The organism is Bacillus cereus group sp. TH152-1LC (assembly GCF_027710505.1).
Lineage (GTDB): Bacteria > Bacillota > Bacilli > Bacillales > Bacillaceae_G > Bacillus_A > Bacillus_A mobilis.
Map to the genome: position 1 here is coordinate 204,228 of NZ_JAQFNK010000002.1, position 23,765 is coordinate 227,992.

Here is a 23,765-nt window from a genome sequence, read left to right on the forward strand (position 1 = left end):
TTGAACTTCAATAGTGAACGAGTAATCTAGTAATTATTGACGGAATCAGCCGTTATCTGAACTTGAGCAATCTAGAAGGAAATACGTCTAGATTGGAACAAGGGTGGAACCACGAAAACACATTCGTCCCTTTCCTAGGGATGAGTGTGTTTTTTTATGAAATCAGAGATTGAAAATTAAAAATAATTAAAAAATAGTATTGATTTTGTTTTTTATGCGAGTATAATGAGTTAACAAATAAACATGAGCGAAAAAGTAACGATAAGGACATGAAATCATTTTTACGGTTTACAGAGAGGGAAGCCAAGGGTGTGAGCTTCCTAACACGAGAAATGATTTTACCACCTTTGAACTTCAATAGTGAACGAGTAATCTAGTAATTATTGACGGAATCAGCCGTTATCTGAACTTGAGCAATCTAGGGAGAAATACGCCCTGGTTGGAACAAGGGTGGAACCACGAAAACACATTCGTCCCTTTCCTAGGGATGAGTGTGTTTTTTTATTACTTTGAAAGGAGGTGCTGTAACATGAAACGATTTGTACGTACGGAAATAACCATCACCTGCATGATTAAAAAGCAGAGTAAGGTGATTGATAAAGATAAAAAATAAAATTGTAGGAGGAGATTAGAAGATGAATAACGTTATTAATGTTGGGGTGTTAGGCTTAGGTACGGTCGGAAGTGGTGTTGTCCATATTTTGAAAGAACATTATAAAAAAATTGCACTTGATACAGGGTATGAAGTGAAGGTAAAGACAGTCGTTGTACGTGATGTAGAAAAAGAACGTGATGTTTGTATTGATGGAATCGTAGTAACAAGTCATGTCGATGAAGTTCTAAATGATTCAAATATTGATATTGTAGTAGAGGTAATGGGCGGAATTGAAGAAGCGAAGCAGCATATTGTTAAGGCTTTACGAAATAAGAAACATGTCGTAACAGCAAATAAAGATTTAATGGCTGTATACGGTGCAGAGCTTCTCCAATTAGCGAACGAAAATGATTGTGATTTATGTTACGAGGCAAGTGTAGCGGGCGGTATTCCGGTGTTAAGAGGATTAACAGACGGATTAGCTTCAGACCAAATTGAAAAAATTATGGGAATTGTAAATGGCACAACAAATTACATGTTAACAAAGATGAGTCAAAATGGATGGTCGTATGAAGAGGCATTACAAGAAGCCCAAAAATTAGGTTTCGCAGAATCGGATCCAACAGCGGATGTAGATGGGCTAGATGCGGCGAGAAAGGTAGCCATTCTTGCAAACTTAGGTTTTTCGATGAATGTTTCTTTAGATGATGTGCAAGTAAGAGGGATTCGAAAGGTCGAAAAAGAAGATTTACTAATGGCTGAAAAGTTAGGATTTACTATGAAATTAATTGGGAAAGCAGAGAAACAAGGATCAGCCATTCATTTGAGTGTAGAACCGACACTTTTACCAAGTCATCATCCATTATCGAATGTAAATAATGAATTTAATGCAGTATATGTTCACGGTCAAGCGGTAGGAGAAGTAATGTTTTACGGACCTGGAGCTGGTAAGTTACCGACTGGTTCGGCTGTAGTAAGTGATATTATTTCAATCGTTAAAAACATGAATCAAGTTCAGAAAAATAAAAGTGCGCTAAAAGAACCAGAGCCATATGAGTTACAAGGAGATGAAGAAGTTGTTTCGAAATATTTCTTACGTATTTCATTACGAGATGAACCTGGGATGTTGCAAAAAATAACAGAATGTTTCGTTAATTATTCTGTAAGTTTAAAAGAAGTTATTCAATTACCTTTAAATCGTGAACTTGCAGAAGTCGTTGTTGTGACACATCAAACTTCAAAGTATCAATTCAAACGAGTGCTAGGAGCGATAGAAGATGTCGCAAGTGAAATAAACAGTTATTACATTATCGAGGAGGAAAAACAATATGTATAAAGGATTATTAAAACAGTATGCTTCTTATTTACCGGTGAATGAAAATACACCTGATGTGAGCTTAATGGAAGGAAACACACCGCTTATTCCGTTATTAAATATATCAAAACAATTAGGAATTCAGTTATACGGTAAGTACGAAGGAGCTAATCCGACAGGTTCTTTTAAAGATCGTGGTATGGTAATGGCTGTTGCGAAGGCGAAAGAAGAAGGTTCGGAGGCAATTATTTGTGCATCAACAGGTAATACTTCGGCATCGGCCGCAGCATACGCGGCACGCCTTGGAATGAAATGTATAATCGTAATCCCAGAAGGAAAGATTGCACATGGAAAATTAGCGCAAGCAGTCGCTTACGGGGCTGAAATCATTTCAATAGAAGGAAATTTTGATGATGCACTTAAGGCTGTAAGAAATATTGCTGCGGAAGAACCGATTACATTAGTAAACTCAGTGAATCCTTATCGAATTGAAGGGCAAAAAACAGCGGCGTTTGAAATTTGTGACCAGTTACAAAGTGCACCAGATGTTTTAGCGATTCCTGTTGGGAATGCTGGAAATATTACAGCGTACTGGAAAGGTTTCTGTGAATATGAAAAAGAAAAAGGCTATAAGAAGCCGAGAATTCACGGGTTTGAAGCGGAAGGAGCAGCAGCAATTGTAAAAGGACATGTAATTGAAGAACCTGAAACAATTGCAACAGCGATTCGCATTGGTAACCCAGCAAGTTGGTCATATGCAGTAGAGGCTGCTGAACAGTCTCATGGTGAAATAGATATGGTATCGGATGAAGAAATTTTACATGCGTATAGATTATTAGCAAAAACAGAAGGGATTTTCGCTGAGCCAGGATCAAATGCTTCATTAGCTGGCGTTATTAAACATGTTCAATCTGGGAAAATCAAAAAAGGAGAGACAGTTGTTGCAGTTTTAACTGGAAATGGCTTGAAAGATCCTGATATCGCAATTTCTTCTAATACATTGGACATTGCAAGTGTTTCAAACAATATAGAACAAATTAAAGAGCATATTAAAGGGGTGATTATGTCGTGATACCATTAAGTATTCGTGTTCCTGCTAGTACAGCAAATGTTGGACCTGGATTTGATTCAGTAGGAATAGCTTTGTCATTATATTTAGATGTGGTGGTAAAAGAAAAAGCTGATAAATGGCAAGTAATCCATTCCTTTGAAGAGTCAATTCCGACAGACGATAAAAATTTAATCGTTAGCACGGCATGTAAAGTGAGTCCTTCTTTATCATCCCATATAATAGAAGTTACTAGTAATATCCCACTAACAAGAGGTCTAGGAAGTAGTGCATCAGCCATTGTAGCAGGGATAGAGCTTGCAAATCAACTAGGTAATTTGAACTTAACAACTGATCAAAAAGTTCAAATTGCTACAAATTTTGAAGGACATCCAGATAATGTTGCTGCTTCTATATTAGGAGGAACTGTAATCGGAGCACTTGATGGAAAGAATGTGTCGGTTGTAAGAATTGAAAGTAAGGAATTAGGCGTAATTTCTCTTATTCCGAATGAAGAGCTAAATACAGAGGAAAGCCGATCTGTATTACCAGATGTGTTTCCGTTTCATGAAGCAGTTAAGGCTAGTGCGATAAGCAATGTATTAGTAGCTGCCTTATGTCAAAAGAAGTGGGAAGTTGTAGGGGAAATGATGGAAAGAGATCATTTTCACGAGCCATTTCGTTTAGAACTGGTTCCGTTATTACCATCTATTCGTAAATGTGCAAAAGAATTTGGCGCATACGGTACAGCGCTTAGCGGTGCAGGCCCATCCATTTTTATATTAACACCGTATGAAAAGCGCCAAGAAATTGCTGAGCAATTAGCGAGAGTATTTACGTCTATGAAAGTGTGGGAGCTAGAAATCGACCATAAAGGTATTATTGTAAATAAGGAAGAGCATATTGGATTATAAAGAAAGCTGGCATGGCTAGCTTTCTTTACGTTGCAAACCAATTTTAAATTAGGTTTTTTCGGAAAAAATATAAAACAAATGTTAATTTTGAATAATGTAGCAAAGAGTGCATTCATTTTGGAGGTGATTAAATGAATAAAGAGTCACCAGAAGAAAAAAGAGAGCGTATGAGACAAATTGAATTAAAAAGTAATCCTACTGGTTCTTTACACGACGGACTCAATAGAGCGGAAACAGGTAGTCCAGTTGATATAGCAGGCGGTATGAATTGGAAAGGTACAGGGATAATCATTTTAGTACTACTTTTAGGATACATTGTATACACTTATTTTTTCAGTTAAAGAATGCTTGTTAAAATTTTGATTTGTTTAGTTTCATAATTGTTGAGAAAAAATGCAGTTACTGTATTACATATCTTCTAAGCGAATTATAGTTGTTCATATCAACTTTTAATACTCCAAATAGAGCTAGCAAAATGCTAGCTCTATTATTTTTTGCCACATTCCTGTAACAAACCACCTGTATATTCATTGGTGGAGGTGCAGAGGATGAAAAAAATGATAGCGATATGTCTTCTTACAACTATGTCATTTTCGACTTTAGTCGGTTGTGACGTAAAAGGTAGTAATGCTGTACAAGAGTCTAAAATAAAGAAAGCGACGTATAAAGATTTTACTTATGATGTAAATCCAGAAACATTCACATTAACTGTAGAACATGAGGGGGTAAAGGAACAGGCATCACAACCCCTACCGAAAATGAAGGTATCGAATGTAAAAAAAGAAAAGGATCGTACATCGTGGGAATATCCAGATCAAAAAGTAAAAATAAAATTAGAAAAGAAAAAAGAACACTTAAACATTGAAGTGGAATCGACTGGTGCAGAAAGCTTTACATGGCCGAAAGTAGAAGCTGAAAATTATACACTTCCGTTATGGGAGGGTAAGCAAATTCCGAGCAATGATGAAAATTGGAAGAAGTTTTTAAAGGATGATGCATATTCATTTGCTGAATCATTTTCTATGAAGTTTTTCGCATTAAATGGTTCGAAATATTCAATTGTATATATTGCAAACAATATGTTTAATAATGAATTGAAATTTCATTCGGATCCGAAAATAGGATTTGATTTTACACATGAATTTCCGAGCATAAATAAAAATAAAACATATGGATTTCAATTATATGTGACAAATAATGATGCGGTAAGCATTGCTAAACTGTATAAGGATGATATTGTTCGAAAAGGTGAATTTAAAACATTACAAGAAAAGGCTAGAAAAAATAAAGAAATCGAAAAGTTATATGGAGCGGCGCATTTTTATTTTTGGAATCAAAATGGTTTATCAGAAAGTAATATAAATTGGCCAAAACTAAGAGAGCAAATAAATAGCCCACTGTTTAGTCATATAAAAGAACTTATTCAAAAGAATAGTTCAGAGCCTGGGGAACTGAATGTATTAGATCAAGTAAGTAAACAAGATTTCATTGATAAGTATCAAAAGAATGTTATTTTACGTTATATAAACGAAGTATTATCAATGAAGGAATTGTATAAAGAGGATATTTTCCAAAAAGTTGATCAGAACGCTAGTGAGTTATTAAGCAAAGGTGTAGATCATTTAACGCAGATGGAGTTATATAACTTAAATAAGCATGTATTAAAATCAGCGCTCGGTGATGCGGTTGAAGACGTAAGTAAATGGGGTAACGCAGATGGAACGGATATTATAAAGGAAATGAAAGCGGCAGGAATAGACAATGCGTGGATTGGGTTACCGAACTGGGAACAAGGGTATATGCAGCCTGATTTCGTGACAGAAGCTAAGAAAATGGGATATTTAGTTGGTCCGTATGATTCTTACCATTCTATTCACGAAAAGGCTGATAAAAATTGGAATACAGCTTCTTTTCATGATCCATCGTTATATGAAGAGGCAACTGTGACGAAGAAAAATGGAGAAAAGGTGCAAGGTTTTTTAGGTAGAGGGCGAAAATTAAATCCAACTTTATCTCTTCCTAGTGTAAAAGAGCGAATGAACGATATATTACAAAATGGACCTAAATATAATTCATGGTTTATTGATTGTGATGCAACAGGGGAAATTTACGATGACTATTCGGCTAAACATATAACAACACAAGAACAAGATTTAAAAGCAAGGTTGCAACGAATGGATTATATTGCACAAGAAAAAGGTATGGTAGTTGGCTCTGAGGGCGGAAATGACTTTGCGAGTAGCACGATTGCATTTGCTCACGGCATTGAAACGCCAGTTATTAAATGGGACGATGAAGATATGAGGAAAAATAAAACAAGTCCGTATTATGTGGGCGGATATTGGTCACCGAATCAAAATGTTCCAGAAAAATATGCAAAACAAGTACCGTTAAAAGAAGAATATAAACAAGTATATTTAAATCCAGTATATTCGGTACCGTTATACAAATTAGTATACAACGATTCTGTAATTACAACGCATCACTGGGAATGGGGAAGTTTGAAAGTAAAAGATGAGGTAGGAAACCGTATGTTATATGAGTTATTGTATAATATTCCTCCGTTGTACCATTTAGATGAAGTAGAGTGGAACAAACATAAACAAGAGATTACGCAGCATCTGAAAGTTTGGAATGAAGTTCATGAAAAGGCAGTAAAAGAAGAAATGACGAACTTTGCATATTTGTCAGAAGATAAATTAGTCCAATCTGCTTCATATGGAAAAGATATTAAAGTTATTGTGAATTTCTCAAATGAAGAGATAGAAATAGATAAGGCGAAACTAAAAGCAAAATCCGCTGTTATTTATAATCATGGGGAGAAAACAATATATACACCGCTTGAGGGATAATATGAAATGTATTGTTGCATTACTAATTTTTTAGGTGAAAATTGAAGGATTCGAAACGAATAAATTTATAAATCTGTAATTTAGGATGTTACGAAGTGCTAAATTTTTGAAGATGAAAAATAGTGACTTGCCAAAAATAAGCACGAGAGTATAATGTGAAATGGAATACATATTGGATTCATCATGTAACCTTACAAAAATGTAAGGTGTTTGAAAGGAAATTCAATATGAAGATTGCTAGACATACATTATACTAGGGAAAGAGAAAGAGAGGCGAATGAAAATGAGCTCTGAATTAGAACAAAATACGAGAAGCAGTAAAAAACGTTCTAAAAGAAAGTCAATAAAATGGTTCATTTTAATTCCATTTTTCCTACTTATTTTTGGAGGAGTAGGATATGGATCATTAATATATAATAAAGCAAAAGCTGTTGTAAGTGATGCGTATGCACAAATTGATAAGTCATCGAAGCGTGATAAAGAAGTTGAACCTTTAAAGGATAACATTTCAATTTTAATCATGGGTGTAGATGGTAGTGAAATGAGAAAAAGTCAATACGGAGAAGCTGTTCGAACAGATGCACTTTTATTAGCAACAATTAATAAAGATGATAAATCAGTTAAATTAGTGAGTATTCCGCGTGATTCACGTGTATATATTCCATCTAGAAAGAAATTAGATAAAATTACACACGCACACGTATTTGGTGGTGTTGAAAGTACACGAGATACAGTGGAAAGATTTTTAAATGTTCCTGTTGATTATTATGTGAAGTTTAACTTTGAATCATTCGTACAAATTGTCGATTCACTTGGTGGTATTGATATTGATGTACCTGTTACTTTCACAGAGCAAGATAGTAAAGACCAAGCGGGTATGATTCATTTGGAGAAAGGTTACCAACATTTAAATGGCGAACAAGCACTTGCACTTGCAAGAACGCGTAAAATTGACAGTGATGCAATGCGTGGTCAAAGACAACAACTTGTAATAGAAGCAATTGCTAAAAAAGCGATGTCTGTCCAATCTATTAGCAAAATGGGTTCTTTACTTGATGCGGTTGATAAAAATATGAAAACGAACTTAACTTTCGATGATATGCTTGCTATTACAAAAAATATGGCAGGATCTAATTTGGAAATGGAAAAAATGCAAATAGAAGGTACGGATAAACGTATCGGAGGTATTTATTATTACATTCCAAATGAAAAAAATGTGAAAGATATTTCAAAAAAATTAAATGATCATCTAGGTGTAACACCAAAACCAGTTCGAAACGAATAATAAAAAAAGATTGGCTTTCGCCAATCTTTTTTTAATTCGGAATGGATTTGTAACTTTTCTGTAACGATTTTTTATTTTAGAAAAATTATACTCATATGTATGAGAATATTGGAGAAGCAAAAAGTAAAGAAAAATAATTAAAATCTGTAATAAGGAAAGATATCATATGCAGAAATGGATAGGCATTATGGGAATCATTTTTATGTTGACTGGATGTAAAATGTCTGAAGCTCCAACAAGTTTAATGGGTGCTCCTGCCAATGAAAAATGGATTAATGAACTAAAAGAGCAAATAGATAAAGATTTGCCTGTAAATTATCGATTGCTTACTCCAATGTCTAATAAAGATAAACAGATGATTTGGTCAATGGATTTTAAACAAGATAATAAGAAAGAAGCCATCTTATTTTATAAAGTGCCGAATGAAGATCATAGCGTATATTTAGCTGTCTATGAAGAAATCGCAAATGGCTGGAGAATAAAGTCCACACATAGATTTGATGGTGGAGATGTAGATATCGTTGAAGTCGGTGATTTTACAGGGAACGGGAAGCGAGAGTTATTAATCGGAATTTCTGTCAATCGTGAATCGTTAGAACATATTATGTATGTTTTTTCGGAAGAAAATGAAGATATGAAGGAAATATATAATCGAAGTTATACGAAGTTATTCATAGAGGATTTAAATGAAAATGGACTGAAAGATATAAGCCTTGTTACATATGAAAAGGATAAAAAATTGACAGTTGAGTTCATGGAACAATTTAAGACTTTATCTGAAGTGTCATTCGATCCATTTATAAATAGCATCCAAAGAATACAAATGGGCCGCATTTCTAAATCACTAAAGGCGGTTGTAATTGACGCAGGTGTTGGCGCTCATTCAGGGATAACGTATGTAGCAAAATTTGATACGGGTCATTATGAGCCACTTCCTATAGATGGAAAAGAAGACTTATTCAATGATTATGTAGTCGAAAGCAAAGATATAAATGAAGACGGCATTATTGAATTTGTTCGTACAGTGCGTCCAAAAGGTTTGGAAGAGGTATCGTACGGAGAGAGTACGATGTTTGAACGTTATATTCAGTGGAGTGAAGATGGAATTAAACCGATAGAAGAAAGATATGTAAATATAGAGAAAGGTTATTTTGTGAAAATCCCGCAAGCTTTAATTGGGAAAATAACTGTTCCAGTTCAGCAAGAAGCATCAGATGTTCAAAAATTTATAGATACTACGACAAATGAGCTATGGCTTGAAGTCCATATATTTAAGCGGAAAGAATGGTTCAAAATAAAAGGATACGAAGCAGCAGTGAAAACAGCCTCTCACGTATACGCCGTACCGAAACAATCACATTTTGAAAAAGTGAAAGCATATGTAAAACCGCTAGCGGATTATCAACAAGAGTAGGGAGGTGGAAATTATGCCAACAATTTTAGTTTTAGAAGATGAAATGCCAATTCGTAGTTTTATCGTCTTGAATTTGAAACGTGCTGGATTTTATGTGTTAGAAGCTAGTACGGGAGAAGAAGCGTTACAGATTTTATGTGAACATACTGTTGATGTAGCATTGCTTGATGTAATGTTACCAGGAATTGATGGTTTTCAAGTTTGTAAATCTATCCGGGAAGAAAATAAAAAAATAGGTATTATTATGTTAACCGCACGCGTACAAAATGAAGATAAAGTACAAGGACTAGGAATTGGTGCAGATGATTATATCGCAAAGCCGTTTAGTCCAGTGGAATTAACTGCACGTATACAATCGTTATTAAGAAGAATAGAAGTACATGATGAAAAAGCGAATACGATCATATCTGGCCCGTTTTCGTTAAATGTTATAGAAGAAAGATTATATAAAAGTGGACAATTAGTTGATTTAACCCCTACAGAGTATATGATATTACAGTATTTGATGAATCAGGCTTCAAAGCCGGTTTCACGTGATGAAATTTTAAATATGATTTGGGGAACGAATTATGTAGGTGAGACGAAAGTAGTAGATGTAAATATGAGGCGGTTACGCCAAAAGATAGAATGTAATCCATCAGAACCTGAATTTATTCTTACTGTGTGGGGAAAAGGATATGTGTGGAAGGAAAGTATAAGATGAAAAGAAAAGTGACTTTATATTTTATGACGGTCATTATACTTATGCTTGTATTATTTGAAGTCGTATTTTCAGTCTCCATTTATCGTTATTATTATAATGGCATTGTGCAATATATAGAATCTCATGCGAAGACAAGTACACGATTTTTCTCTGAATACAATTCACTCTACTTTATTCGTTTGCAAGAATACAGCGGTGATATAATTGAGAGCTTTCAGTTAGAAGGAACAGAATTGCAATTAATTGATCGACATGGAACGATTATACAGTCGTCAAGTGGAAGAAAGGTAGAAGGTAAAATAGTTATTCCGTATTCGTTACTAGAAGGAGAAATGTATCATCAAGTGACTGCTACGAAAGATAATGTGAAACAATTAGAAGTGATTAGTCCGCTTATTCATCAAGGACAAACGATAGGTGTTTTGAAATATACAACTGTTTTAACGAATGTAAATGCAAAGATTATCGAAATCATTATGTTTACTATTTCTGTAGGCATTGTTATTTCAGGAATTGTCTTCTTAATCAGTAGAAGATTAGCGAATTCGTTTGTTAAACCGATCGAATCTATTATTCATGCTTCTTCACAAATTGCAGAAGGTACATTAAAGAAGAAAATTAAAGAGGATTATCCTGGCGAATTAGGTGATTTGGCACATAGTTTAAATCATATGTCTAATAAAATAGAAAAAGCGGAACAGATGAAAAATGAATTTATTGCTTCGATTTCTCATGAAATACGAACGCCTTTAACGGGGATTAAAGGTTGGAGTGAGACGTTAAAAACGGTAGATCATTTAACGGAAGAAGAGATAAAGCAAGGTATGGGAATTATATCAGGTGAAACAGACCGATTGATTCATTTAGTAGAAGAATTGCTAGATTTTTCAAGATTACAATCAAATCATTTCAATTTATATAAACAAAAGGTGCAAATATACGATATACTAGAGGAGACGATTTGGCAATTAACTCCTAACGCTGAAGAGAAACAAATTCAATTTATGAATACGATAGAAAGAATTGAATTGATGGGAGATCGAAATAGGCTAAAGCAAATTTTCTTGAATATTGTTCAAAATGCTATAAAATATTCACATGAAAAAGGTACAATTCACATTGAAGTGACTAAAAATGAAGGACAAGTAGTGATCAAGGTGAAAGACGAAGGGATTGGAATTGCTAAAGAGCATTTACCATATATAGAACAGTCATTTTACCAGATTAATAACCATGCTACAGGTGCCGGTCTTGGTTTAGCTATCGTTAAAAAAATGGTAGAGCTTCATGGAGGTACACTTAGTTTTATAAGTAAAGAAGGAATAGGAACAACTATTTTGATAAAACTCCCATTATAATACATATATAGGTCTGTTTATATAGTGTAATAAAATAAATAGATGTATAATTATATTGGGTGATTTATATATAAGATTAATAGGGAGAGGAATTCGATAGAATGGAAAAAGCTTTTAAAATTAAACGAGTAGTAGTCGTTTTAATAGCGATTGCAGCAGTAGCTATTGGGTATTTCATGTTTCAATCCATTACTTCACCAGCAAAGGCTGTTGCAAAACAAGAAAACGTAGTACAGCTTGCAAGTGAACAACCGAAAGTAGAAATGAATAAAACGGCACCAAGTCGTTTTAATGGGAAAGAAAGAAAAGTTGCTTATCTTACATTTGATGATGGCCCAGGGAAATATACGGCTGAATTGTTAAATATGTTAAAACAGCATGATGCGAAGGCGACTTTCTTTTTAATTGGCGCGAATGTGAAACAGTTTCCGGATTTAGTGAAACGTGAAGATGCAGAAGGTCATTATGTTGGAATGCATAGTATGACACATAATTTTGCAAAGTTATATGTAAATGGCGAATATGTTAATGAAATGAAAGAAGATCAAGGATTAATTGCAAATATTATCGGGAAATCACCTAAATTAACACGTCCACCATACGGATCGAACCCTGGTTTAAATGAAGGCCTTCGCAATAAAGTAGTAGAGGGCGGTTTAAAAGTATGGGACTGGACAATTGATTCTTCAGATTGGAAATATAATAAAATGCAGGTTGATGCAGCGGCAGCACAAATTGCTCAAAATGTAATAACAAATGCAACAAAACCACAGGAAGTTATTTTAATGCATGACATTCACCCACAATCAGTTGCTGCTGTGCCAGCAATTTTAAAAGGGTTAAAAGAAAAGGGTTATGAGTTTGAAGCTTATCATGAAGAGAGTCACTTCCCAGTGAATTTCTGGCATGATAACCGTATGTAATGGAGGAATGAACGTTGAAGTATGGAAAAGTAGCAGTAGTTGGAGCACTATCAGTAGGGCTATTAACAGGTTGTTTCGGTGAAAAACCTGAAGAAAATCTTTATACAGCTTTTGAAACAGCGGCAACACAAGAAAAATCATTAGTTGATGAAGCGAAGAAGTTAGAGAAGTTAGAGAAGGAAGGTCAAGAGCTATATTCTCAAATTTTACAAGAAGGTAAAGATCATAATGATGCTGTTATGAAGAAGATAGAGCAAGCTACTGCAAATGTAGATGACCGTGAAAAAGTATTAAAAACGGAGAAAGAAATGCTGGAAAAAGCTCAGAAAGAAACAAAATCTGTGCAAGGAAATATAGAGAAGCTTGAAGATAAGAAGTTACAAAAACAAGCGAAAACAGTAGAAGAGTCGTATAAAAACCGTTATGATGCATTCCAAAAGATGAATGAAAATTATACGAAGGCGTTAGCGACTGAAAAAGAACTGTATGAAAAATTAAAAGTAAAAGAAACGAAATTAAAAGAAATTGGTGAAAAAGTTAAAGCTGTTAATGAATCAACTGTGGAAGCGCAAAAATCAAAAGAGCAATTTAACAATTTTACAAAAGAGTATAATGACAGTAAATTAGCATTCTACAAAGATGCAGAGATTAAGATTAAAGATCAAAAATAAAGAAGAATTTTAAGCGTAATAAAAAGCCGAAGAAACATCGTCACAAATGTTTTTTCGGTTTTTTACGTTAAATGAATAGAAAAGACTGGAATTGATATCATAAAAGAGTTATAGTGAATTATTCCAAGGGAAACATTGTAAAGTAAGGAGAATGGAAATATGTCATATGAATTTTTACTCAAATTAGGTTTAGCACTCTTTTTAGGATTATTCATCGGGATAGATAGGCAGCTAAAGAATAAACCGCTTGGTGTGAAAACAAGTATGGTTATTTCTGTAGCAAGTTGTTTAATTACGATGGTTTCAATTGAATCCGTACATGTATATTCTGTTCCAGGGCATACAAATATGGATCCAATGCGTTTAGCTGCTCAAATTGTGAGCGGGATTGGTTTTCTTGGGGCTGGTGTTATTTTACGAAGAAGTAATGACGTTATTTCCGGATTAACGACAGCTTCTATGGTGTGGGCTGCTTCAGCTTTAGGGATAGCAATTGGGGCAGGATTTTATTTACAAGCGACGGTTGCTATGATTTTAATCATTTTAGCGATTAATGTACTTCCGCAACTTGTGAAAATTGCAGGTCCGTATTCATTAAGACAAAAGGATTTATCTATAAAAATTACTGTAAAAGAGCATCATGAGTTAGATGGTATATTTAAGCAAATTAAAAATTTAGGTATGCATGTGAAACGAGTGAAAATAAAAGATATAGATGGTGGAGCATTTCAGCAATTGGAGATGGTTATTTTAGCTCCAGAAGATTTATATACAACAGAGTTATATAGTTCCCTAAAAGAGATTGATCGAGTAGTTTCAGTTGAAGTGGAAAGTAGATAATTGTGAAAAAAAGAGTGAAGTGAAATTCACTCTTTTTTTATTTGGGTTTTGAAGGGGATAAATTGATATAATGATGAATAAACAAGGGGGAGAAATGATGGAAGTACATATTAGAAGAGCAATTAAAGAGGATATATCAGGTATAGCAAAGGTGCATGTTGATAGCTGGAAAACAACGTATAAAAGGATATTTGCTGACGAAATTTTAGAAAATATAACATATGAGCAACGAGAAAAACAATGGAAAAACATTTTTCAGCAAGAAGATAAATACCAATATAGATTTGTAGCAGAGACGTTAGATGGAACAATAATTGGATTCATCGACGGGGGAGTGGAAAGAAGTGGTGCATATAATTGTGATGGGGAATTATATGCGATCTATCTTTTACAAGAGTATCAAGGAATGAAAATAGGACAAAAGTTATTTCAAGCTTTACTATCGGAATGTATAAACAATGATATGCAATCACTTTTAGTTTGGGTTGTTACGAATAATCCTTCTAAAAAGTTTTATGAAAAATTTAATCCAGAAAAAATTGATACGAAATTTTTAGAGAGACTAAATATAGAAGAAACAGCGTATTGTTGGAGAGATATAAATAATATTATTATGTAAACTTTATGTTTGAAAGAGGTATACCAATTAAGGTATACCTCTTTTGTTTAACTATTTTGGATGGATTACTAATGAAAAATAGTAAGTATGTAGTTTGGAATTGAGTATTTTTTTCGTGTATTTTTAACTAGATTAAAGAAAAGAGAGAAAACAAGAAAAATTAAATTAGATAAAAAAATTCTGAAATATACTATTGAATTGAATATCGTTATCAATTAGAATCATAATTGATAACGATATTCAATTGTTGTTTAGTATATAAAATTTCGATAGCTTTAATATAAAGAGGAGGACCAATATGCAGCATGCGAAACAAATCGCAGAACATGCAACATTACAAAGTTTTTTAAACTGTTATTTAAGGGAAACAGGGAGTGGAGAATGGATTACAGAGGATGAAAAAATGAAAAATATCTTCAGTAATACGTTGAATAGAGATATAGTCCCCACATATTTATATTGTCGGCTATCGGCGCAGAACGTTACTTTGTATGGAGAAGTTATATATAAATCAGCAACAGATCGCCATTTGTTTGGAGAACAATTTTATTATCAAATGGGAGAAAATAAGAATGTTATAAAAGCAGATTACGTTACAGTTATTACATTCTTAATAAAAGAGATGTCTATCAACTACGGAGAAGGGACGAATCCTGCTGAACTTATGCTTCGAGTTATTCGTAGTTGTCAAAATATTGAAGAATTTACTAGGGAGAGAAGAGAAGATACATCTGCATTATACGGTTTCCATACAACTTTTATAGAGGCAGAGCAATCCTTATTATTTGGACATTTAACCCATCCAACTCCAAAGAGTAGACAAGGTATTTTGGAATGGAAAAGTGCAATGTATTCTCCAGAATTAAAAGGAGAATGTCAGCTTCATTATTTTAGGGCACATAAAAGTATAGTAAAGGAAAAATCATTATTATTAGATTCTACAACAGTAATTCTAAAAGAAGAGCTAAGTAATGATGAGATGGTTAGTAAAGAATTTATATCGAAGTATTGTAGGGAAGATGAATATTCATTACTTCCAATACATCCGCTTCAGGCAGAATGGCTATTACACCAACCACACGTACAGGATTGGATAGATCAAGGAGTACTTGAATATATCGGTCCTGCCGGTAAGTGTTATATGGCAACATCATCACTTAGGACGTTATATCATCCCCAATCAAAGTATATGCTTAAGTTTTCATTTCCAGTAAAAGTAACAAATTCAATGCGCATTAATAAATTGAAGGAACTAGAGAGTGGTCTTGAAGGAAAGGAAATGCTAAATACAGCAATTGGTGAAGTGTTAGAGAAGTTTCCAGGGTTTGATTTTATTTGTGATCCAGCATGTATTACATTAAATTACGGGGCAAAAGAATCTGGATTTGAAGTAATTATACGAGAGAATCCTTTTTATGGTGAACATGCAAATGACGCTACTTTAATTGCTGGATTAGTTCAAGATGCTATACCTGGGGAACGTACTCGTTTATCGAATATTATTCATCGACTAGCAGATGTAGAAAGTAGAAGCTGCGAAGAAGTAAGTTTAGATTGGTTTAGACGATATATGAATATTTCTTTAAAGCCAATGGTATGGATGTACTTACGTTATGGTGTTGCGTTAGAAGCTCATCAGCAAAATAGTGTTGTGCAGCTAAAAGACGGTTACCCAGTAAAATATTATTTCCGTGATAATCAAGGGTTTTATTTCTGTAATTCAATGAAAGAAATGCTTAATAACGAGTTAGCGGGTATTGGAGAACGTACTGGAAATTTATATGACGATTACATTGTGGATGAAAGATTTCGTTACTATTTAATTTTCAATCATATGTTTGGACTCATTAACGGATTTGGTACAGCTGGATTAATTAAGGAGGAAATTCTTCTCTCGGAATTAAGATCTGTACTGGAATCATTCCTTCCTTATAACCGTGAACCTTCGACCTTTTTAAGAGAATTGTTAGAAGAGGATAAGTTGGCATGTAAAGCCAATTTATTAACGAGATTTTTCGATGTCGACGAGTTAAGTAATCCTTTAGAACAAGCAATTTACGTACAGGTACAGAATCCGCTCGTTAGAGAAGTGGCTGTCCGTTCATAAATAACGTTAAAATTTCACGTAATACAAATAATGGTATTTTTATAAGGTGGAGGGGTTTATGAGAGTGAACATGTATCATACAAAAATATTGAAAGCGCTTGAATCAAAAGATTACGTTTCAGTGCGAAGAAGAGTGTTACGTCAATTAGTAGAATCGTTAATTTATGAGGGAATCATTACGCCAGTTCGTATAGAAAGCGAAGAACAAATTCTTTTTCTTATACAAGGACTTAATGAAGACAACAAAAGTGTCACGTACGAATGTTACGGAAGCGAACGAATGACATTTGGACGTATTTCTATAGATTCATTAATAGTAAGAGTTCAAGAGGAAAAACAAGAAGTACAATCAGTTTCGCGATTTTTGGAAGAAGTTTTTCGAGTTGTTAACGTAGAACAAACGAAATTAGATTCTTTTATTCACGAATTAGAACAAACGATATTTAAGGACACGATTGCACAATATGAAAGACATAATAAGGTGAAATATACTCAAAAATCATACGATGACTTCGAAAGCCATTTAGTAGATGGCCACCCATATCATCCTATCTATAAAGCGCGCATTGGATTTCAATATCGTGACAATTTTCAATATGGATATGAATTTATGAGGCCAATAAAACTTATATGGATTGCAGCCCATAAGAAATATGCGACTGTAGGTTATGAAAATGAAGTGATGTATGACAATATTTTAAAAGGTGAGATAGGCGGACCTATATTAGAAGCTTATATGGAACGAATTTACAGTACGGGATGTGATGCAAAGCAGTACGTGTTTATACCTGTTCATCCTTGGCAGTGGGAAAATTTCATCATTCCCAATTACGCTGATCATATACAAGATAAAAATATTATTTATTTAGGAAAATCAGCGGACGATTATTGTGCGCAACAGTCGATGAGGACGTTAAGAAATGTTACGAATCCAAAGAGACCATATGTAAAGTTATCACTGAACATACTTAATACTTCAACACTCCGTACGCTGAAACCATATTCAGTTGCGAGTGCACCAGCTATATCGAATTGGTTAAGTGATATCATAAGTCGGGATTCTTATTTAAGGGATGAATCACGCATCATTTTGTTAAAAGAATTTTCGAGTGTAACGTATGATGCGAATAAGAAAGCCACATATGGTTCATTAGGGTGCATTTGGCGTGAAAGTGTTCATAAATATTTGGATAGACAAGAGGATGCTGTTCCTTTTAACGGTGTATATGCAAAAGAGAAAGATGGCACACCAGTTATTGATACGTGGTTAAACAAATATGGGATAGAAAATTGGCTACGATTACTGATTCAAAAAGCAATTATTCCAGTTATACATCTTGTTGTAGAACATGGGATCGCGTTAGAATCACACGGACAAAATATGATTTTAGTTCATAAAGAAGGGCTACCTGTCCGTATTGCATTAAAGGATTTCCATGAAGGACTTGAGTTTTATCGTCCATTCTTAAAAGAAGTTAATAAATGTCCGGACTTTACTAAAATGCATAAAACGTATGCGAATGGAAAAATGAATGATTTCTTTGAAATGGATCGTATTGAATGTTTACAAGAGATGGTATTAGATGCACTGTTCTTATTTAATGTAGGAGAATTAGCTTTTGTACTTGCGGATGAATATGATTGGAAAGAAGAAAGTTTTTGGATGATAGTGGTCGAAGAAATTGAAAATCATTTTAGAAAATATCCACACTTGAAAGATAGATTTGAAAGTATTCAGCTATACACTCCTACATTCTATGCTGAGCAATTAACGAAGCGTCGATTATATATGGATGTGGAATCGCTCGTTCATGAAGTTCCAAATCCATTGTATAGAGCAAGACAACTTAACAAACAAAAATCAGTTGTTACAGGGGGAAATTATGCTAATCGTTAATAAAGAAGAGTATAGCAAAAGTGATTTTGATTTGAGGTTTCAAGTTTATGAGGAAATGGAACATTTTCAAGAAGCAGCAGGAAATAGATTTGCGCTTTGTCTGAAAGATCCATTCGATATTATTACGCTTGTGTTTTTCTTAAAAGAAAAGAAATCATCAGTATTACTTATACATGAAGATACACCAAAAGAAACAGCTATTGAAATGGCAAAGCGTGCAAATTGTATCGGGATTTTATATGGAGAATTTAGCGGTTTTACGAAATTAGAAGTAGTGAACTCTTTACTAGAAGAGCCTTCTTTATTGCAATATAGTTCTGGAACTACAGGTGAACCGAAACTGATTCGTAGAGCATGGACGGAAGTGGATACAGAAATTACTGCTTATAATGAGGCTTTAAACTGTGAAGTAGATGAAGTACCAATTGTTATGGCTCCTGTTTCACATTCATACGGACTCATATGTGGTACGTTATCTGCAATTACGAGGGGAAGCAAACCTATCATCATTACGAATAAAAACCCTAAATTCGCATTAAATATAGTTCGTCATACAGAAAAACATATCATATATGCAGTACCACTTATGTTACATATTATGGGGAGTTTCCCACAAGGAACGTTTCAGTTTCATAAAATCATGACATCCGGAGCACCTTTACCAGAAGCATTGTTTTATAAACTAAAAGAAACGACAACATATATGATGCAACAATATGGTTGTTCTGAAGCAGGTTGTATTAGTATATGTCATGATATGAAAAGCCATTTAGATTTAGGAAACCCACTATCTCATACGAGTATAAGCATAGGTTCAGATGAAAATATGCCTGAAGAGATCGTAGTGAAAATGAACGATAAAGAAATTTTCACGAAAGACTTGGGGTATAAATCTGAGCGCGGGCTTCATTTTATGGGTCGCATGGATGATGTGATTAACGTTTCAGGATTAAAAGTCTTTCCGATAGAGGTAGAAGAAACGATGCTTCGACTAGAAGGCGTTCAAGAGGCAATTGTATATCGAGGGAAACATCCTGTGATGGGCGAAATAGTGAAAGCGAAAGTAATCTCTCATATTGATCCGGTTCGAATAAGAGAATGGTGTATACAGCATTTACCAGCTTATAAAGTTCCGTATGAGATTGAAAGTGTAACTGAAATTCCGAAAAATAAAACTGGAAAAGTAAGTAGAAAGCTACTAGAGATGGGAGAGGTTACAACATGAGACGTGAAACATTAAAAAATGAAGTGTTGAAAATTATGATAGAAAAAATGGAACTAAAAAATGTAACGCATTTAGAAGAAACGATGCGTTTAAACCAAGATTTATATATAGATTCGGTAATGATGTTACAACTTATAGTTTACATAGAAATGGATGTAAAGCTATGCGTTCCAGAAGATGAGGTAGACCCTAAAGCATTTCTTACTGTAGGATCTTTACTTGATTTTATGGAGGAGTTACAGCCGGTATAAGATGTAAATGTGAATAATTAAACTTTAGGAAAGTGGATGAGAATATGACTTCAATTAAAGTTCACTGTTTAGTGAGTTGTTTTTGCGAAATTATAAAAAGGCGTAGCGATATTGATTTTCGTCCCTTTTATTTTGGACTATGGGACGGTGATTTTGATATAACGGAAGGCGGTATTATATCGTATCACTCCGAAAATATTAACCATGATAATTATTTATTATGGTATGAAAAGTTGTATGGCGTAAAAGTGAACGAATGGTATGATCATGCAAAAGATAAGGATAACAATGTAGAAACGTTTTTACAATTAGTAGAAAACAAGCCGGAGAATCGCTATGTCATTGTAATGGTAGATATGTCTCTATTGCCAGAGAGGGAAAATAAATTCCATCAAAAACCGTTTCCGCATTATTTAATGATATCAAAGACGGAGAAAGAAGAAGAATGGTTCATGCTAGATCCTGACTTTCGCTGGGAAGGGAATATGGAAAGAGAAAAAGTGATTCACTCTGTTCAAGATAACCCATTTGGTGGAGGATATTACATTGATATAGAAGAAATTCAGGAACCAACAGAAGAAATGGTAGCAAGTTATTTCATAGAAACTTTCAAAAGAAATGACAATGAACTGACTATGGAGCTGAAAAATTTAATTATAAAAATGGCAAATGAAGAAGAAGGGTATTCGCTTTCTGGTCTTATAGCGGCAGTAAAACAAATACCAGTACTTGCGATTCGTAAATATAGTTATGAACATGCCTTTGCATACTTCCGTGAAACGTTGCAATATTCGGAGCAAGAATTTGATTATTGGTGTGATCGAGTAGAAGATATTGTACAAGGATTTACAAATGTACAGTATCGTGCAATTAAAATGGCAATGACGAATAATAAAAGTATGCTATTATCAATTGTTGAAAAGCTGGATGAAATGAATGCAATTGAACTGCAAATAAAGGCTGAATTAGAGAGACAGTTTTTATTATGGAAAGAAATGAAAACAAACGAGTCTGTCTTAGCATTAAAAAAACCTAACTGAATTTAAGATAAGGGAGTTCGAACCTATGAAATATTCATTATGTACTATTTCCTTTCGTCATCAATTAATTTCATTTACTGATATTGTTCAATTTGCATATGACAACGGTTTTGAAGGGATTGAATTGTGGGGCACTCATGCACAAAATTTGTATATGCAAGAGTATGAAACGACAGAACGAGAATTGAATTGTTTAAAGAATAAAAACTTAGAAATTACGATGATAAGTGATTACTTAGACATATCATTAACGGCAGATTTTGAAAAAACGATAGAGAAATGTGAACAACTTGCAATACTAGCTAATTGGTTTAAAACGAACAAAATTCGTACGTTTGCTGGACAAAAGGGGAGCAAAGATTTCTCGGAACAAGAGAGAAAAGAGTATGTGAATCGTATTCGCATCATTTGTGAAGTATTTGCTCAGCATAATATGTATGTACTTTTAGAAACACATCCAAATACGTTAACGGATACGTTGCCTTCTACTTTGGAATTATTAGGAGAAGTAGATCATCCGAATTTGAAAATAAACCTGGATTTTCTTCATATATGGGAGTCGGGAGCAAATCCAATAGACAGCTTCCATCGACTAAAGCCGTGGATACAACATTATCATTTTAAGAATATATCGTCAGCAGATTATTTACATGTGTTTGAACCTAACAATGTATATGCAGCAGCGGGAAGTCGAATTGGTATGGTTCCATTATTTGAAGGTATCGTAAATTATGATGAGATTATTCAGGAAGTGAGAAATACTGACCATTTCGCTTCACTCGAATGGTTTGGGCATAATGCGAAAGATATATTAAAAGAAGAAATGAAAGTATTAAGAAATAGAAATTTAGAAGTAGTAACTTCTTAATATAAAATGATGTAAGAGTCTCTCATTGAAGAGACTCTTTTTTTATAAATAAAAATAACCAAAAATTACCATGTATTTAAATTGAAATTTAACACAATTTATATATAAATAAGGAGGTGATTGGTAATGGCTAGAAATCGTAATTCTAATCAATTAGCATCACATGGAGCACAAGCAGCTTTAGATCAAATGAAATATGAAATTGCACAAGAATTTGGTGTACAACTTGGAGCTGACACTTCTTCACGTGCAAACGGTTCTGTAGGCGGTGAAATTACAAAACGTCTAGTAGCGATGGCAGAACAACAACTTGGTGGCGGATATACTCGCTAATTGTAGAAGGTTATAGGAGAAAGGAAGGATTCTTCCTTTCTTTTTTTTTCAATTAATTGGTATGGATATATTGCGAACTGGATTCAAAGAATAGGAATAATACTATATTTTCCCCAATTTCTTTTGTTGTAAATGGGAAGTAGTAAAGATGTAATAGCCCTGGTGGAATGAAAAATTACGTTCCACCAGGGCTATTATATGGTAAGAAATATACGATGAAAGGGTTCCGAAGCCAACATGTTAAAAAAAGAAAACTGTTGTTTAATTGCGCTTGCATCAGTTCCACTTGTTATGACATTAGGAAATTCAATGCTCATTCCAATCCTACCGACTATCGAAAAGAAATTACATATTTCATCGTTTCAAGTATCCATGATTATTACAATTTACTCTATTGTAGCCATTTTACTTATACCGATTGCTGGTTATTTATCAGATAGATGGGGACGAAAGATGGTAATGGTTCCGAGTTTGCTGATTGCGGCTATAGGAGGAGCGATAACTGGTTGGGTATCTTGGAAAGTTGATAATCCCTACACTTGGATATTGATTGGTAGAGCAATTCAAGGTATTGGTGCTGCTGGTGCAATGCCAGTTGTTATACCGTGTGTTGGTGATTTATACAAAGATGAAAAACAAGTGAGTACAGGTTTAGGAATCATTGAAACATCCAATACATTTGGAAAAGTACTGAGCCCTATTTTAGGATCTGCTCTTGCTGCCATTGTATGGTTCTTACCATTTTGGGCGATTCCAGTTTTATGTGTAGTATCAATTGTTTTATTACTTGTTCTAGTAAAGGCAAAGAAACAAGAAGGAGAAGGACCTCCACTTAAAGAGTTTATAAAATCTATTCTCTCTACGTTTCGAGAAAAGGGAAGATGGTTGATTGCCATTTTTGTATTAGGTGCAATTATTATGCTTATTTTATTCGGAATTCTCTTTTATTTGTCGACTATACTGGAATCAAAGTATGACATTCATGGTATATGGAAAGGGTGTGTACTCGCTATACCGTTACTTGTACTCTCACTTAGTTCATATATGGCCGGTAAAAAAATTGGAGATAATCAAAATGTGATGAAGAAGTGTATTTATATTGGATTTTTAATGGCTGCTGCTTCAGTCATTATTCCTTTATTTATAAAAGGAATTTATTTACTACTCTTTTGTCTCGTTATTATGGGAATCGGAATTGGTATGGCACTCCCATGTTTAGATGCTTTAATTACACAAGGGATTGAAAAGGAGCAAAGGGGGACAGTTACGTCATTTTATAGTTCTATGCGATTTATCGGTGTAGCAGCTGGGCCACCTCTATACTCTTTTTTCATGAAAGGTGCTGACCATGAAGTGTTTTATGTAACAAGTATATTCGCTGGTATTGGTGCTGTTATAGCAATCATTTGGATTAAACCAGCAAAAGATGCAAAGAACGTAAAACAGGAACCGGAACCTACTTCATAAATTGTAAGAGAATTGCACGATGTTTTATAGATCATGCAAT

21 protein-coding genes and 2 other annotated features (1 of these 23 only partly in view) are annotated in these 23,765 nt (G+C 34.1%); all 21 genes read left to right on the top strand.

Annotated elements, in window-relative coordinates; genetic code table 11:
• Positions 1-134, top strand: a binding site (T-box leader) (it extends 98 nt beyond the left edge of the window).
• A gap of 115 nt (positions 135-249) precedes the next feature.
• Positions 250-481: a binding site (T-box leader), on the top strand.
• A gap of 154 nt (positions 482-635) precedes the next feature.
• The 21 genes from PDL00_RS07610 to PDL00_RS07710 all read left to right on the top strand — a co-directional run bounded on the left by PDL00_RS07610 (position 636) and on the right by PDL00_RS07710 (position 23,725).
• The gene (locus PDL00_RS07610) at positions 636-1,931 is read left to right on the top strand and encodes a homoserine dehydrogenase (RefSeq protein WP_270728150.1); all 1,296 of its coding nucleotides are present in this window, start codon (positions 636-638) and stop codon (positions 1,929-1,931) included.
• Positions 1,924-2,982: a threonine synthase gene (gene thrC / locus PDL00_RS07615; RefSeq protein ID WP_270728152.1), complete on the top strand. Its 1,059-nt coding sequence runs from the start codon at positions 1,924-1,926 to the stop codon at positions 2,980-2,982. Before PDL00_RS07610 ends, thrC begins: the two co-directional genes overlap by 8 nt.
• A complete protein-coding gene (thrB, locus tag PDL00_RS07620) occupies positions 2,979-3,872 on the top strand; it encodes a homoserine kinase (protein ID WP_270728155.1) in 894 nt (297 codons plus the stop codon). Before thrC ends, thrB begins: the two co-directional genes overlap by 4 nt.
• Positions 3,873-4,003: 131 nt before the next feature.
• Positions 4,004-4,213, top strand: a complete 210-nt coding sequence (locus tag PDL00_RS07625; protein WP_001031473.1) for a DUF6366 family protein — start codon at positions 4,004-4,006, stop codon at positions 4,211-4,213.
• A gap of 207 nt (positions 4,214-4,420) precedes the next feature.
• The gene (locus tag PDL00_RS07630) at positions 4,421-6,724 is read left to right on the top strand and encodes a glycoside hydrolase (protein ID WP_270728159.1); all 2,304 of its coding nucleotides are present in this window, start codon (positions 4,421-4,423) and stop codon (positions 6,722-6,724) included.
• Between the two features lie 283 nt (positions 6,725-7,007).
• Positions 7,008-8,009 carry an LCP family protein gene (locus PDL00_RS07635; protein WP_242254330.1) on the top strand — a complete coding sequence of 334 codons (1,002 nt, stop codon included), beginning with the start codon at positions 7,008-7,010 and terminating at the stop codon, positions 8,007-8,009.
• A gap of 166 nt (positions 8,010-8,175) precedes the next feature.
• On the top strand, positions 8,176-9,423 hold the full coding sequence (locus PDL00_RS07640) for a hypothetical protein (protein WP_270728162.1): 1,248 nt from the start codon (positions 8,176-8,178) through the stop codon (positions 9,421-9,423).
• A 13-nt stretch (positions 9,424-9,436) separates the two neighbouring features.
• The gene (locus PDL00_RS07645) at positions 9,437-10,126 is read left to right on the top strand and encodes a response regulator transcription factor (protein ID WP_001142160.1); all 690 of its coding nucleotides are present in this window, start codon (positions 9,437-9,439) and stop codon (positions 10,124-10,126) included.
• A complete protein-coding gene (locus tag PDL00_RS07650) occupies positions 10,123-11,484 on the top strand; it encodes a sensor histidine kinase (protein ID WP_270728165.1) in 1,362 nt (453 codons plus the stop codon). The genes PDL00_RS07645 and PDL00_RS07650 overlap by 4 nt, the downstream gene beginning before the upstream one ends.
• A gap of 101 nt (positions 11,485-11,585) precedes the next feature.
• The gene (locus PDL00_RS07655; RefSeq protein ID WP_242254333.1) at positions 11,586-12,407 is read left to right on the top strand and encodes a peptidoglycan-N-acetylglucosamine deacetylase; all 822 of its coding nucleotides are present in this window, start codon (positions 11,586-11,588) and stop codon (positions 12,405-12,407) included.
• A 14-nt stretch (positions 12,408-12,421) separates the two neighbouring features.
• On the top strand, positions 12,422-13,078 hold the full coding sequence (locus tag PDL00_RS07660) for a YkyA family protein (protein ID WP_242254335.1): 657 nt from the start codon (positions 12,422-12,424) through the stop codon (positions 13,076-13,078).
• A gap of 159 nt (positions 13,079-13,237) precedes the next feature.
• Positions 13,238-13,918: an MgtC/SapB family protein gene (locus PDL00_RS07665; protein WP_242254337.1), complete on the top strand. Its 681-nt coding sequence runs from the start codon at positions 13,238-13,240 to the stop codon at positions 13,916-13,918.
• Positions 13,919-13,988: 70 nt separating this feature from the next.
• Positions 13,989-14,537, top strand: a complete 549-nt coding sequence (locus tag PDL00_RS07670; protein ID WP_270728172.1) for a GNAT family N-acetyltransferase — start codon at positions 13,989-13,991, stop codon at positions 14,535-14,537.
• A gap of 298 nt (positions 14,538-14,835) precedes the next feature.
• Positions 14,836-16,644 carry an IucA/IucC family protein gene (locus PDL00_RS07675; RefSeq protein ID WP_270728174.1) on the top strand — a complete coding sequence of 603 codons (1,809 nt, stop codon included), beginning with the start codon at positions 14,836-14,838 and terminating at the stop codon, positions 16,642-16,644.
• Between the two features lie 58 nt (positions 16,645-16,702).
• Positions 16,703-18,541, top strand: a complete 1,839-nt coding sequence (locus tag PDL00_RS07680; RefSeq protein WP_242254343.1) for an IucA/IucC family protein — start codon at positions 16,703-16,705, stop codon at positions 18,539-18,541.
• Entirely contained in the window at positions 18,528-19,766 is a 1,239-nt protein-coding gene (gene asbC / locus PDL00_RS07685; protein ID WP_242254345.1) for a 3,4-dihydroxybenzoic acid-AMP ligase AsbC, read from the top strand. Before PDL00_RS07680 ends, asbC begins: the two co-directional genes overlap by 14 nt.
• On the top strand, positions 19,763-20,017 hold the full coding sequence (gene asbD / locus PDL00_RS07690) for a petrobactin biosynthesis protein AsbD (protein ID WP_097817566.1): 255 nt from the start codon (positions 19,763-19,765) through the stop codon (positions 20,015-20,017). The genes asbC and asbD overlap by 4 nt, the downstream gene beginning before the upstream one ends.
• Before the next feature lie 44 nt (positions 20,018-20,061).
• The gene (gene asbE / locus PDL00_RS07695) at positions 20,062-21,057 is read left to right on the top strand and encodes a petrobactin biosynthesis protein AsbE (protein ID WP_242254346.1); all 996 of its coding nucleotides are present in this window, start codon (positions 20,062-20,064) and stop codon (positions 21,055-21,057) included.
• Positions 21,058-21,082: 25 nt separating this feature from the next.
• Positions 21,083-21,925, top strand: coding sequence for a sugar phosphate isomerase/epimerase family protein (locus tag PDL00_RS07700; RefSeq protein ID WP_242254348.1), 843 nt, complete (start codon positions 21,083-21,085; stop codon positions 21,923-21,925).
• Positions 21,926-22,051: 126 nt separating this feature from the next.
• A complete protein-coding gene (locus PDL00_RS07705) occupies positions 22,052-22,258 on the top strand; it encodes an alpha/beta-type small acid-soluble spore protein (protein WP_000113545.1) in 207 nt (68 codons plus the stop codon).
• 237 nt (positions 22,259-22,495) lie between these two features.
• Positions 22,496-23,725, top strand: coding sequence for an MFS transporter (locus PDL00_RS07710; RefSeq protein ID WP_270728181.1), 1,230 nt, complete (start codon positions 22,496-22,498; stop codon positions 23,723-23,725).
• Positions 23,726-23,765 lie beyond the last annotated feature (40 nt).

Bases quoted from the DNA above. Each gene is read 5' to 3' on its own strand.
- PDL00_RS07610 (WP_270728150.1), top strand. From the start codon at position 636: ATGAATAACGTTATTAATGTTGGGGTGTTAGGCTTAGGTACGGTCGGA.
- thrC (WP_270728152.1), top strand. From the start codon at position 1,924: ATGTATAAAGGATTATTAAAACAGTATGCTTCTTATTTACCGGTGAAT.
- PDL00_RS07625 (WP_001031473.1), top strand. From the start codon at position 4,004: ATGAATAAAGAGTCACCAGAAGAAAAAAGAGAGCGTATGAGACAAATT.
- PDL00_RS07630 (WP_270728159.1), top strand. From the start codon at position 4,421: ATGAAAAAAATGATAGCGATATGTCTTCTTACAACTATGTCATTTTCG.
- PDL00_RS07635 (WP_242254330.1), top strand. From the start codon at position 7,008: ATGAGCTCTGAATTAGAACAAAATACGAGAAGCAGTAAAAAACGTTCT.
- PDL00_RS07640 (WP_270728162.1), top strand. From the start codon at position 8,176: ATGCAGAAATGGATAGGCATTATGGGAATCATTTTTATGTTGACTGGA.
- PDL00_RS07645 (WP_001142160.1), top strand. From the start codon at position 9,437: ATGCCAACAATTTTAGTTTTAGAAGATGAAATGCCAATTCGTAGTTTT.
- PDL00_RS07650 (WP_270728165.1), top strand. From the start codon at position 10,123: ATGAAAAGAAAAGTGACTTTATATTTTATGACGGTCATTATACTTATG.
- PDL00_RS07655 (WP_242254333.1), top strand. From the start codon at position 11,586: ATGGAAAAAGCTTTTAAAATTAAACGAGTAGTAGTCGTTTTAATAGCG.
- PDL00_RS07665 (WP_242254337.1), top strand. From the start codon at position 13,238: ATGTCATATGAATTTTTACTCAAATTAGGTTTAGCACTCTTTTTAGGA.
- PDL00_RS07670 (WP_270728172.1), top strand. From the start codon at position 13,989: ATGATGAATAAACAAGGGGGAGAAATGATGGAAGTACATATTAGAAGA.
- PDL00_RS07675 (WP_270728174.1), top strand. From the start codon at position 14,836: ATGCAGCATGCGAAACAAATCGCAGAACATGCAACATTACAAAGTTTT.
- PDL00_RS07680 (WP_242254343.1), top strand. From the start codon at position 16,703: ATGAGAGTGAACATGTATCATACAAAAATATTGAAAGCGCTTGAATCA.
- asbC (WP_242254345.1), top strand. From the start codon at position 18,528: ATGCTAATCGTTAATAAAGAAGAGTATAGCAAAAGTGATTTTGATTTG.
- asbD (WP_097817566.1), top strand. From the start codon at position 19,763: ATGAGACGTGAAACATTAAAAAATGAAGTGTTGAAAATTATGATAGAA.
- asbE (WP_242254346.1), top strand. From the start codon at position 20,062: ATGACTTCAATTAAAGTTCACTGTTTAGTGAGTTGTTTTTGCGAAATT.
- PDL00_RS07700 (WP_242254348.1), top strand. From the start codon at position 21,083: ATGAAATATTCATTATGTACTATTTCCTTTCGTCATCAATTAATTTCA.
- PDL00_RS07705 (WP_000113545.1), top strand. From the start codon at position 22,052: ATGGCTAGAAATCGTAATTCTAATCAATTAGCATCACATGGAGCACAA.
- PDL00_RS07710 (WP_270728181.1), top strand. From the start codon at position 22,496: ATGTTAAAAAAAGAAAACTGTTGTTTAATTGCGCTTGCATCAGTTCCA.